12 protein-coding genes are annotated in these 12,017 nt (G+C 70.7%); 7 read left to right on the top strand and 5 right to left on the bottom strand.

The features are described from left to right. Positions 1-315: 315 nt before the first annotated feature. Positions 316-1,821, bottom strand: a complete 1,506-nt coding sequence (proP, locus tag OG448_RS29535) for a glycine betaine/L-proline transporter ProP (protein ID WP_405559029.1) — start codon at positions 1,819-1,821, stop codon at positions 316-318. A gap of 310 nt (positions 1,822-2,131) precedes the next feature. Between proP and mgrA the strand changes: the two genes are divergently transcribed. The 6 genes from mgrA to OG448_RS29505 all read left to right on the top strand — a co-directional run bounded on the left by mgrA (position 2,132) and on the right by OG448_RS29505 (position 6,670). Then, the gene (gene mgrA / locus OG448_RS29530; RefSeq protein WP_391301275.1) at positions 2,132-3,178 is read left to right on the top strand and encodes an L-glyceraldehyde 3-phosphate reductase; all 1,047 of its coding nucleotides are present in this window, start codon (positions 2,132-2,134) and stop codon (positions 3,176-3,178) included. Positions 3,179-3,301: 123 nt separating this feature from the next. Next, complete coding sequence (locus tag OG448_RS29525; RefSeq protein ID WP_405558353.1) at positions 3,302-3,787, top strand: cation:proton antiporter regulatory subunit; 486 nt, start codon at positions 3,302-3,304, stop codon at positions 3,785-3,787. 5 nt (positions 3,788-3,792) lie between these two features. Further along, positions 3,793-5,037 (top strand): cation:proton antiporter, encoded by a 1,245-nt coding sequence (locus tag OG448_RS29520; protein WP_405558351.1) that lies wholly within the window; start codon positions 3,793-3,795, stop codon positions 5,035-5,037. 71 nt (positions 5,038-5,108) lie between these two features. Beyond that, positions 5,109-5,747, top strand: a complete 639-nt coding sequence (locus tag OG448_RS29515; RefSeq protein ID WP_405558350.1) for a DedA family protein — start codon at positions 5,109-5,111, stop codon at positions 5,745-5,747. An 85-nt stretch (positions 5,748-5,832) separates the two neighbouring features. Next, positions 5,833-6,006 (top strand): CsbD family protein, encoded by a 174-nt coding sequence (locus tag OG448_RS29510; RefSeq protein ID WP_405558348.1) that lies wholly within the window; start codon positions 5,833-5,835, stop codon positions 6,004-6,006. 229 nt (positions 6,007-6,235) lie between these two features. Continuing rightward, positions 6,236-6,670, top strand: coding sequence for an ATP-binding protein (locus tag OG448_RS29505; RefSeq protein WP_405558346.1), 435 nt, complete (start codon positions 6,236-6,238; stop codon positions 6,668-6,670). Here OG448_RS29505 and OG448_RS29500 read toward each other — a convergent pair. The 4 genes from OG448_RS29500 to OG448_RS29485 all read right to left on the bottom strand — a co-directional run bounded on the left by OG448_RS29500 (position 6,667) and on the right by OG448_RS29485 (position 10,280). Continuing rightward, complete coding sequence (locus OG448_RS29500; protein WP_405558344.1) at positions 6,667-7,689, bottom strand: MASE1 domain-containing protein; 1,023 nt, start codon at positions 7,687-7,689, stop codon at positions 6,667-6,669. The two genes, OG448_RS29505 and OG448_RS29500, sit on opposite strands and share 4 nt — an antisense overlap. A 48-nt stretch (positions 7,690-7,737) precedes the next feature. Next, entirely contained in the window at positions 7,738-8,595 is an 858-nt protein-coding gene (locus tag OG448_RS29495) for a PP2C family protein-serine/threonine phosphatase (RefSeq protein WP_405558343.1), read from the bottom strand. 95 nt (positions 8,596-8,690) lie between these two features. Next, entirely contained in the window at positions 8,691-9,011 is a 321-nt protein-coding gene (locus tag OG448_RS29490; RefSeq protein ID WP_405558342.1) for a hypothetical protein, read from the bottom strand. Positions 9,012-9,071: 60 nt separating this feature from the next. Further along, positions 9,072-10,280: a hypothetical protein gene (locus OG448_RS29485; RefSeq protein ID WP_405558341.1), complete on the bottom strand. Its 1,209-nt coding sequence runs from the start codon at positions 10,278-10,280 to the stop codon at positions 9,072-9,074. 172 nt (positions 10,281-10,452) lie between these two features. Between OG448_RS29485 and OG448_RS29480 the strand changes: the two genes are divergently transcribed. Continuing rightward, complete coding sequence (locus tag OG448_RS29480) at positions 10,453-11,907, top strand: glyceraldehyde-3-phosphate dehydrogenase (protein ID WP_405558339.1); 1,455 nt, start codon at positions 10,453-10,455, stop codon at positions 11,905-11,907. Positions 11,908-12,017: the final 110 nt, after the last annotated feature.

Here is a 12,017-nt window from a genome sequence, read left to right as displayed (position 1 = left end):
GAAGGGACGAGCGCCGGAATTGCACACCGCACACACCGGACCCGAAGGTCTGAGAGCGCTCTCACGCGAACGGCGAGCACCACCGGCAGGCCCCGACCATACGCCTCGGTCCCACCGGCTCCAACCGCCCCGGCGACCTCTCAAATCGCCCATGAGCAACGGGTATCTGAACAAACGACAGCCTCACCGGGCGACGTTTAATCCTCGATTAACCTCCCCTTAAGTCCCGGTCAGGGAGGCGGAGTTGGCGTTCTGACATGCGAAGACCCCCCGTCGCCGCAGGGGCAACGAGGGGTCTCCCGGAGTTTCGGGGGCCTAGCCCCGATCCGCCGCCGGGCGGTCCTTCGCCAGGGCGTACAGCTCCTTGGACGTGGTGATCAGTTCACGCCGTTCCTCGTTCGAGCCGACCATCGGCTGGGAGCCGCGCAGGGGGACCTGGGCGCTCTCGGGGAGGAACTTCACCGTGATCAGACCGATGACGCCGGCCAGCATCAGGTAGTACGCGGGCATCAGGTCGTCGCCGGTGATGTCCACCAGCGCGGCGGTCACCAGCGGGGTCGTTCCGCCGAAGGCCGCGACGGCGAAGTTGAAGCCGATGCCCATCGCCGCGTACCGGACGGCCGTCGGGAAGAGGGCCGGCAGCGTGGCCGCGCTCGGCGCGGCGAAGCAGGCCAGCAGGGTGGAGAGGATCAGCACGCCGAGGATCGGCGCCCAGGTGCCCTCCGCCTTGATCAGCAGGAAGGCCGGGATCGCCAGCACGATCATGGCGACGGCACCCCAGCCGTACAGCGGGCGCCTGCCGATCCGGTCGCTGAGCCGGCCGAGGAACGTGATCAGGATGACGATCCACACCATGCCGATGAGCACCAGCACGTCGGCCGAACTGCTGGACCGGCCGAGCGTCTCGGTCTGGTACGTCGGCAGATAGCCCGTGACCATGTAGTTGGTGACGTTGTACAGCAGCACCAGGCCCATACAGATGAGCAGTGCGGCCCAGTGCTTCTTGAGGATGTCCTTGAACTCGCTGCCCGCCGACTCCTGGGCAAGGCTCTTCTCGTGCTCGTCGAGCTGCTGCTGGAACGCCGGGGACTCCTCCAGCTTCAGCCGCATGTAGAGGCCGATCACCCCGAGCGGACCGGCGACCAGGAACGGGATGCGCCAGCCCCAGGAGAGCATCTCGGCGTCCGACAGCAGCAGATTCAGCACGGTGACCAGGGCGGAGCCGAGCGCGTAGCCGACGAAGGTGCCGAAGTCGAGCCAGCTCGACAGGAAGCCGCGCCGCCGGTCGGGTGAGTACTCGGCGACGAAGGTGGTCGCGCCGCCGTACTCGCCGCCGGTGGAGAAGCCCTGCACCATGCGGGCGACCAGCAGCAGGATGGGTGCCGCGATGCCGATGGTGGAGTAGCCGGGGATCACGCCGATGGCGAAGGTGCCGATGGCCATCATGATCATGGTGGTGGCCAGTACCTTCTGCCGGCCGAGCCGGTCGCCGAGCGGTCCGAAGACCAGCCCGCCGAGGGGGCGCACCACGAAGGCGGCCGCGAAGGTGGCGAAGGAGGAGATCACCTGGGCGCCCGGGGAGGCGCCGGGGAAGAACACCTTGCCGAGCGTGGCGGCAAGGTAGCTGTAGACCCCGAAGTCGAACCACTCCATGCAGTTGCCGAGCGCCGAGGCGCCGACGGCTCGCCTGAGCAGGGGGGGTTCGACGACCTGGACGTCGTCCTTGCGGAAGGCGCCCCGATTGCGCCGCAGTCTGTGGGTCAGCTCCTCGCGGACCTGGTGGGGGAGGTCCGTCACGGCCTTGGAGGCCCTCTTCTTTATGCCTGAGGGCTGCTCTCCGTTGGACAGGGCATCACTCACTGCCGCTCCTTTCGCCGTCGGTGTCACCGGATGTGCTTTCTCCGGCCGCACCGGGCATCAGCCCCGTGTCCCATCCTGCTGCCCAACGCCACACACGTCACACCGGCCACGGGCACATGGGCGAATGCCGAGGTCAGCGGCGGGATGATTAAGAAACAAGGCAGCTCAATCCCATGAGGTACGGCGGTTGGACTTCGCGCTGCCGAGGGAGCAGGGTGGATCAGCCCCGCTTCCCGGGGGCACCCCTACGGCACCACCCGGAGATCACCCGATGAACCATGTCGCGGACCCCGCTCGTTACGACGGCACCATGCGCTACCGGCGCACCGGACGTTCGGGTCTTGACCTGCCTCTGCTGTCGCTGGGCTACTGGCACAACTTCGGTGACGACCGGCCCTTCGAGACCCAGCGCGAGATCGCGCTGCGCGCCTTCGACCTGGGGATCACCCACCACGACCTGGCGAACAACTACGGCCCGCCCTACGGCTCGGCGGAGATCAACTTCGGCCGGCTGATGAAGCAGGACCTCGCGCCGTACCGGGACGAGCTGGTGGTCTCCACCAAGGCGGGCTGGGACATGTGGCCGGGCCCCTACGGTCAGGGCGGTGGCTCGCGCAAATATGTGCTGGCCTCCCTGGACCAGTCGCTGAAGCGTATGGGCCTGGACTATGTCGACATCTTCTACTCCCACCGGCTGGACGCGAGCACGCCGCTGGAGGAGACGATGGGCGCGCTCGACACCGCCGTACGCCAGGGCAAGGCGCTCTACGTCGGCATCTCCTCCTACGACGCCGAGCGCACCCGGCAGGCCGCGGCGATCCTGCGCGAGCTGGGCACGCCGATGCTGATCCACCAGCCGTCGTACAACATGCTCAACCGCTGGATCGAGACCGAGGGTCTGCTGGACGTGGCCGAGGAGGAGGGCTTCGGCGTCATCGGCTTCACGGCGCTGGCGCAGGGCCTGCTGACCGGCCGCTACCTGGACGGCGTGCCGCAGGACTCGCGGGCGGCGGCGGGCAAGTCCTTCGACCAGTCCTGGCTGACCGAGGACATGCGCGGCCGGCTGCGCGCCCTGAACGACATCGCGGCCCGGCGCGGCCAGTCCCTCGCCCAGATGGCGCTGGCCTGGGCGCTGCGTGACGAGCGGGTGACCTCGCTGGTGATCGGCGCCTCGCGCACCGAGCAGCTCGAGCAGAACGTGGCGGCGCTGGAGAACCTGGAGTTCAGCGCCGAGGAGCTGGCCGAGATCGACAAGTACGCCACGGACGGCGGGGTCGACCTGTGGGCCGACGCCCGGCAGGGCAACCTCGGCGGCTGAAAACGGCACAAAGCATGACGTGACCCCCCTGAGAGACTGCTTCCCGCCTGGCCATGCACCGTCAAGCTACGGTGTAGGTAATGATTGCGCCAAGAAACAGTCAAAAGAGTCAGGGGGGTTGCCATGGGCACCGCACGCACGAGTAGGACGCCGCTGCCGGGGATCGGTGTCCGGTACGACCTCACCACCCGCGAACACCGCCGGCTGTCGGTGGTGGCCCACCGGGACGGCGCGCGGACGCTGAGCGCCTACCGCGAGGACGACCCCGACGCGTGCGCGCTGTCGGTGCAGTTGACCGGCGGGGAGGCGGAGGCCATCGCCGGGGCGCTCATGCCGACCCACCAGAGCCCCAGCCTGCTCTCCACGACCGAGCTGGGCCTGGTCGCCGAGCGCATCTCGCTGTCCTCCGTCTCGCACTGGAACGGACGGCTGCTCGGGGACACCCGGATGCGCACCGAGACCGGCGTGTCGATCGTGGCCGTGCTGCGCCGTGCCTACGCCATCCCCTCCCCCGGTCCGGGATTCCGGCTCGCGGGCGGTGACACGCTCATCGTGATCGGCACCCGCGAGGGCGTCGACGCGGCCGCCGAAATCCTCGGCAGGGAGTGATCCGGATGCATTCCTCCGCGGTCTTCCTCATCGAGTTCGGCGCCATCATCCTGGCCCTCGGCCTGCTCGGCCGACTCGCCGCCCGGCTCAGGTTCTCCCCCATCCCGCTGTATCTGCTCGCCGGGCTGGCCTTCGGCGAGGGCGGGCTGCTGCCGCTGGGCGCCAGTGAGGAGTTCGTGGCGATCGGCGCCGAGATCGGCGTGATCCTGCTGCTGCTCATGCTGGGCCTGGAGTACACCGCCGGTGACCTGGTCTCCAACCTGAAGACGCAGTACCCGGCCGGTCTGGTGGACTTCGCGCTCAACGCGGTGCCGGGCGCCGTGATGGCGCTGCTGCTGGGCTGGGGCCCCATCGCCGCCGTCGTGCTGGCCGGCATCACCTGGATCTCGTCCTCCGGCGTCATCGCCAAGGTCCTGGGCGACCTGGGCCGGATCGGCAACCGGGAGACCCCGGTCGTCCTCAGCATCCTGGTGCTGGAGGACCTGTCGATGGCGGTCTACCTCCCACTGGTCACCGCCCTGCTGGCCGGTACGGGCTTCGTCGCGGGCGGCATCACGCTCGCCATCGCGCTGGGCGTGGCCGGTCTGGTGCTGCTGCTGGCGGTGCGCTTCGGCCGGGTCATCTCCCGCTTCGTCTCCAGCGACGACCCGGAGAAGCTGCTGCTGGTGGTCCTGGGGCTGACCCTGCTGGTGGCCGGTCTCGCCCAGCAGTTGCAGGTCTCGGCGGCGGTCGGCGCCTTCCTGGTGGGTATCGCGCTTTCCGGCGAGGTCGCCGAGGGCGCGCACAACCTGCTGGCGCCGCTGCGGGACCTGTTCGCGGCCGTGTTCTTCGTGTTCTTCGGGCTGCACACCGACCCGGCGAGCATCCCGCCGGTGCTGCTGCCCGCGCTGGCCCTCGCGGTCGTCACCGCGCTCACCAAGATCGCCACCGGTTACTGGGCGGCGCGGCGCGCGGGTGTCTCCGTGCGGGGCCGCTGGCGGGCGGGCGGCACGCTGGTGGCGCGCGGCGAGTTCTCGGTGGTCATCGCCGGTCTCGCGGTCACCTCGGGCATCGACTCCCGGCTGGGCCCGCTGGCCACCGCGTACGTGCTGATCCTGGTGGTCGTCGGCCCGCTGACCGCGCGCTACACCGACCAGGTCGCCCTGGGGATCGCCAAGTGGCGCCGGGCCCGTACGGTTCCCGCGGAGCCGGCCGCGGAGCCGTCCGCCGCGGCGGAGGTGCGCGACCAGGACGCGGTCGGCCGGTCCTGAGCACGGCCCCGGGGCGGTCCTTCCCGCAGGTCAAAGGGGGGCGGGGGCGCGGCGCGGCGTACGGTGATGCCATGCCGCCTCCCCTCCCCGGCCCCCTGGCGCCGCTGGCCCCGCTGCTCGGTCACTACGGCTACTGGGCTGTCGGCGCGGTCATCTTCCTGGAGGACTTCGGGGTTCCGGCGCCGGGCGAGACGATCCTGCTCGCCGCCGGGGTCTACGCCGGTGCGGGGGAGCTGAACATCGTCGCCGTGGCGGCCATCGCGTTCGCGGCGGCGGTCGTCGGGGACAACGTCGGCTATGTGATCGGCCGTACCGGCGGCCGGGCGTTCGTGGAGCGCTGGGGCAAGTACATCCTGCTGACGCCGAAGCGCTTCGAGGCGGCGGAGGCGTTCTTCCGGCGGCACGGCGGCAAGATCGTGACGGTGGCCCGGTTCGTGGAGGGGCTGCGCCAGGCCAACGGGATCATCGCGGGCACCACCGGGATGGCGTGGCCCCGTTTCCTCGCCTTCAACGCGCTCGGCGCGGCCCTCTGGGTGGGCCTGTGGTCCTCGCTGGCGTACCTGGCGGGCAGCCACATCACAGCCGTGTACGACGAGATCGTCCGCTATCAGCGTTACGTGCTCATCGCCGTCGGATTGCTGGTGGCGGCGCTGGTCGTCCGGCATCTGGTGCGGCGCGGGAGGGCCCGTCGGAGCGACTCCGGTTCATGAATTTCGGCTTTTCCGGTTTGGGTGACGGCAATGGGGATAACCGGATGTCGACCACGCACCGAAAACGTTGGGATGTGAATACCCCATGGCTGGTGACCAGAAGGGCAAGGCCAAGGCGGAGCAGCTCAAGGGCAAGGTCAAGGAGACCATGGGCAAGGCCGTCGGGAACGAGCGCATGGAGGCCGAGGGCCGCGCCGGAGGCGCGAAGGGCGATGCCCGCGAGGCCAAGGAAAAGGCGAAGGACACGTTCAAACACTGAATCGGTGCGATGCCGTGCCGGGGCGGGCCCGGAAATCCCATTCGTGGATTTCCGGGCCCGCCGCTTTGTGCCCTGGTGTTTTACCCGGCCGTTCTCATACGTCCGAGGGATTCCCGCCCCGACACCCCTTGATCGGGGGCGCAGGGGGTAGCCGGGTGGGGAAGGGACGATCCTCCGCGATCGCACTACGGGGCCTGAACCAGCTACCACGGGAGAAGGGCGATTCCGCATGGACCTCCCCCTCACGGCAGACACCATGACGCGGACCATGCCGGAGGTGCCGCGCTACAGCCGCCGCTGGGACGCCGACACCGCGTCTCTCCCGGCCGCCAGGAACGCGGTCACCGACCTGCTCGCGCGGGTCCGCCCCACCCCCTCGGCCCGTACCGTGCAGGACGCGCAGCTCGTCGCCAGCGAGCTGGTGACCAACGCGCTCAAGCACGCGCCGGGGCCGTTCACCCTGCACATGGAAGTGACACCGGACCCGTCGGCGCTGCGGATCAGTGTCACGGACTCCTCGCCCCGTCCGCCCCGGCACCGCCCGCCCGATCCGGAGCGGGTGGGCGGGCACGGGCTGCGGCTGGTGAGCCTGCTGTGCGGCGCCCTGGAGGTCACTCCGGTGGGCCGCGGCAAACGGGTCACCGCCTCGGTCGCGCTGGCCTAGCGCCCCGGCGGCCGCGCGTCGTCGCCGGGCCGCAGCAGCGGGTCGGCGTCCTCGGGGGCCGGGCGGGGTGGCGGGGCCTCCCCCGCGGTGAGGTGTTCCAGCACCTCGACCAGTTCCTCGCACGCCCGCTCCACGGAGCGCCGGGTGTGCCGCTGCTCGGTGATCACGGCGGACAGCAGCAGGGCGGTCAGCGCCATGGCGCCGTTGAAGGCCTGGAGCTTGGCCATGACCTCGATGCGGCTCAGCCCCCGGAAGGCACCCGCTCCCCCGTTGGCGGCGACGGCGGCCAGCACCGAGGTGGCCAGCGCGCAGAGCATGCTGCCGAGCAGCTCGAAGCGCAGCGCACCCCAGATGATCAGCGGATACACCAGGAACAGCAGGCTGAGGTGGCTGTAGACGGCGGCCGGTACGACGCAGACGGCGACCACGGTCAGCGCGGCGGCCTCCCAGCGGCGGGGCGTGGGCCGCAGTCCCCGGGCGTGGCTCAGCAGGAGCAGGAGCGGGGTGATGAGCAGGACGCCCATGGCGTCGCCCACCCACCAGGCGAGCCACACCGTCCAGAAGGCGTGCGCGGGCATCCGGTCGGTCACCACGAGCAGGGCGACGCCCAGGGTCGAGCTGATCAGCATGGCGCCCAGCGCGCCGAAGAACACCAGCGCGAGCCCGTCCCGCAGCCGTCTCAGATCGGTGCGGAACCCGGCCCGGCGCAGCAGCACCACCGCCACCACGGGTGCCAGGGTGTTGCCGACGAGGTAGCCGAGCGAGTAGAGCACCGGCGTGTCCAGCGACAGGACGATGAGGTACGCGCCGATCGTGACGCCGGGCCAGTACCGCACCCCGAGGATGAGCAGGGCGGCGACGGCCACGCCGGTCGGCGGCCAGATGGGGGTGACGACGGCGCTGTCGACGGTGAGCTTGCAGAGCAGGCCGAGGCGTCCGGCCGCGAAGTAGCAGACCGCGACGGCCAGGCCCAGGGCGACATGGCCGCCCGGCCGACGCGCTTCAGGGAATGCCACCACCCGGAAACTCTCACACCGGTCGGCCGGCAGAGGCGAGGCGAACGGCGCCTATGGCCTAACGACGCGGGGCTGCGCGGGGGTGACGGTGTTCGGGCCGTCGTGGCCGACGACGAGGACGGCCGCGTCGTCGTCGTGGCCCACGTTGTCGGCGCCCTTGATCACGGCCGCTGCGAGCGCGTGCACCTTCAGGCCGGCGACGGCGGCGATGCCCGCGAGGCGGACCACCTGGGCGAGGCCGTCCTCGACGTGCAGCGAGGGCCCTTCCACCACGCCGTCGGTGAGCAGGACGAAGACGCCGCCGGTGGAGAGCCGGTGCCGGGTGACGCGGTAGTCCATGCCCGGCTGGATGCCCAGCGGCGGGCCGCCCATGTCGTGGACGACGCCGGACTTGCCGTCGGCCGTGGCCCAGACGAAGGGGATGTGCCCGGCCCGCGCGCTCTCCAGGACGCCCGTGACGGGGTCCAGCCGGAGGAAGGTGCAGGTGGCGAAGAGATCGCTGCCGAGGGTGAGCAGCAGGTCGTTGGTGCGGGCGAGGAGTTCGCCCGGCTCGCTGGTGACGGAGGCGAGCGCGCGCAGCGCGGCCCGGACCTGGCCCATGAAGGCGGCGGCCTCGATGTTGTGGCCCTGGACGTCGCCGATGGTGAGGCCGATCTTGCCGTCCGGCATGGCGAAGGCGTCGTACCAGTCGCCGCCCACGTTGAGGCCCTGGTTGGCGGGGGCGTAGCGCACCGCGAGGTGCAGGCCGGGGCGGCTGGGCAGGTCGCGCGGGAGCATGCCGCGTTGGAGGGCGATGGCCAGCTCGACCTGGCTGCGCTGCTGTTCCGCTCGCTCACGCGCCTGGGCGGTGAGCGAGCCGAGTCTGGCCAGCAGCTCGTCGCCGTCGTCCGTGGGGCGCTTGCGGAACATCGTTCACTTCCGGTGGGCGGTGATCCTGGCGGGCCGTTGTCTGGATTTTACCCATTCGGGCGCTTTCGGCGTCCGGGACGGCCCGCCACGGACCGTCAGTGCACCTGGGAGTCGATGCCGGTGATCACGGCGGGCCCGAGCGGCGCGGTGTTCTCGTCCAGCCCGACCGTGCGCAGGGCCTCGTCCGCGAGGCGGCGGGCCTCCTGCTCGGCGTGCTTGTTGTTGTCGGCCTCGACGGTGAGGTGGAGGGTGAAGGTGCCGTCCTCGTTCACGTTGAGGGTGTCGAGGTCCTCTGCGCTGCCCAGGTCGGTGCCGTGCGGGTCGGCGGGACGCAGGGCCCGGCCGAGCCGGGCGCGGGTGTCGGCCTCGATGTCCGCGGTGAAGGTGCCGGGCACGGTGATCACGTAGGTCGTCATGGTCGTCCTTTCCTCGAAGCCCCCGCCTACCCCCTTTCCCCGCCTTCGCACCGGCGCGGGTCACAGCGGCGCGTGGACGAGCACCGTGACGTAGGCGCCGTACAGCACGGAGACGACGGCCAGCGTGCCGCCGACCAGGCAGGCCGCGGCGGGGCGGGTGCGCCAGGTGCGGGTGAGGGCGCGCGCGGCCGGGATGAGGAGCGGGAAGGCCGGCAGCAGGAAGCGCGGCTTGGAGGAGAAGGAGCCGGAGCCGAAGACCACCAGCAGCACCAGGACACCGGCGAAGGCCGCCAGGGCCAGCGGGACGCGTTCCAGGCAGAGCAGCGCGAACAGCACCAGGCTGATCAGGACGAGGGCGAGGGCCACGGGGTAGATGACCTGGCCGCCGTGGGCGAGCAGCGCGCCGACGAAGCGGGCGGCCCCGGCGCCGAAGTCGATCCGGGAGCCCCAGGCGCCCTGCACGGCGAAGTAGCCGCCTGTCAGGTCGCCGGTGCACCGGCCGACCCAGAGGACGTAGCCGAGCCAGCCGAGTGGGGCGAGCAGGGCGGCCGCCCATACGCCGGGGGCGGTCTGTCCGCGCCGCGGCCGGAGCTGCCGCGCGGCGGCGGCGATGACGGCGGCCGCCACGGCGAAGCCGGTGGGCCGGGCGAGACCCGCCAGGAGGGCGAGCGTGCCCGCCCAGAGCCAGCGGTCCTTGAGCACGCAGTACAGGGACCAGGCGGCCAGGGCGGCGAAGAGGGACTCGGTGTAGGCGATGGTCAGCTCGACCGCGTGCGGCAGCGCGGCCCACAGCGCGACGAGGGCGGTGGCGGTGGCACGGCCGTACAGATGGTGGCCGATGAGATAGACCCCGTACGCGGCGACGACGGCGGCCGTCCAGGAGATGAGCATGGCCGCCGCGGCCGGGGTGAGCGGGAGAACGGTGTCGGCGGCCCGGACCAGGGCCGGGTAGAGCGGGAAGAAGGCCCAGTCGCTCTGTACTCCCCCGGTGGGGGTGATCCAGATGAGCCGGCCGTAGCCGTGGGCGGCGATGTTGAGGTACCAGCGCGAATCCCAGGAGTGGGCGAGGTTGCGCACCAGCGGGCGGCCGGTCAGCGCGTTGGTGGCGATCACGGCGGCGATCCCCGCCGCGCGGACCGCGGCGAACAGCGCGAGGGCGAGGAGGGCGCCGTGCGGTGCGCGGTGGCGGACGATCCGGGGCAGTGCGCGGTGGCGCTCCGGGCCGGGGGCGGTGGCCGCTCCGGGCCGGGGTGCGGAAGACGTGATCACGCTCCGACCATGGTCACGGGGTACGGGCGGTGCAATGCGGTGCCCGGGTGTCGCGCGTTTTCCACCCTGATTCAGGAACGGCGCCTCGACCGACCCCCCTGACAGGCGGTTCTGGTGATCAAAGTAGGGTGTGCCTACCATATGAGCGCCGCCTAGCTCGAAAGATAGATCTGTGACTGTCAACGACGACTCGTTCACGAACTGGAAGCACCGCGAGGAGATCGCGGAGTCGATGATCCCGATCATCGGGAAGCTGCACCGCGAGCGGGACGTGACCGTCCTGCTGCACAGCCGCTCCCTGGTGAACAAGTCGGTGGTCAGCATCCTCAAGACCCACCGCTTCGCCCGGCAGATCGCGGGCGCGGAGCTGTCGGTCACCGAGACGATGCCGTTCCTCCAGGCGCTGACCGCCCTCGACCTCGGCCCCTCCCAGATCGACCTCGGCATGCTGGCCGCGACGTACAAGGCCGACGACCGGGGACTGAGCGTGGCGGAGTTCACCGCCGAGGCGGTCGCCGGGGCCACCGGCGCCGAGAAGATCGAGCGCCGCGCGCCCCGCGATGTCGTGCTGTACGGCTTCGGCCGCATCGGCCGGCTGGTCGCGCGCCTGCTGATCGAGAAGGCCGGTTCGGGCAACGGCCTGCGCCTGCGTGCCGTCGTGGTCCGGGGCGGTGGCGCCAAGGCCGCCGGCGACCTGGTCAAGCGGGCCTCGCTGCTGCGCCGCGACTCGATCCACGGTCAGTTCCAGGGCACCATCACGGTGGACGAGGACGCCAGCACGATCATCGCCAACGGCAATGAGATCAAGGTGATCTACGCCGACGACCCGTCGGCCGTGGACTACACCGAGTACGGCATCCGCGACGCCATCCTGATCGACAACACCGGCAACTGGCGTGATCGTGCGGGCCTGTCGAAGCACCTGCGACCCGGCATCGACAAGGTCGTGCTGACCGCGCCCGGTAAGGGTGACGTGCCGAACATCGTGCACGGCGTCAACCACGACACCATCAAGCCGGACGAGCAGATCCTGTCCTGCGCCTCCTGCACGACCAACGCCATCGTCCCGCCGCTGAAGGCCATGGACGACGAGTACGGGGTGCTGCGCGGCCACGTGGAGACGGTCCACTCGTTCACCAACGACCAGAACCTGCTCGACAATTACCACAAGGCCGAGCGTCGGGGCCGGTCCGCGCCGCTCAACATGGTGATCACCGAGACCGGTGCCGCGTCCGCCGTGTCGAAGGCGCTGCCGGACCTGAAGGCGCCGATCACCGGCAGCTCGATCCGCGTGCCGGTGCCGGACGTCTCGATCGCCATCCTGAACCTGCGGCTCGGCCGCGAGACCACCCGCGAGGAGGTCCACGACTACCTGCGCGAGGTGTCGCTGACCTCCCCGCTCAAGCGCCAGATCGACTTCACCACGGCGCCCGACGCGGTCTCCAGCGACTTCATCGGCTCCCGCAACGCCTCCATCGTCGACGGCGGCGCCCTGAAGGTCGACGGCGACAACGCGATCCTCTACCTCTGGTACGACAACGAGTTCGGCTACTCCTGCCAGGTGGTGCGCGTCGTCCAGCACGTCTCGGGCGTGGAGTACCCGACCTACCCGGCGCCGGAGGTCTGAGCGACCCACGAGCCGCCAGAAACGGCCGCCGACCGCACTCCGGTCGGCGGCCGTCGGCGTTCCCGCCTACGCCTGGGCCATATTTGCCTAAAGCCTTTAGGCAAATACAT

The organism is Streptomyces sp. NBC_01171, from assembly GCF_045039805.1.
GTDB lineage: Bacteria > Actinomycetota > Actinomycetes > Streptomycetales > Streptomycetaceae > Streptomyces.
The sequence above is the reverse complement of the archived record's forward strand: the minus strand, read 5'-3'. Positions and strand labels throughout refer to the sequence as shown.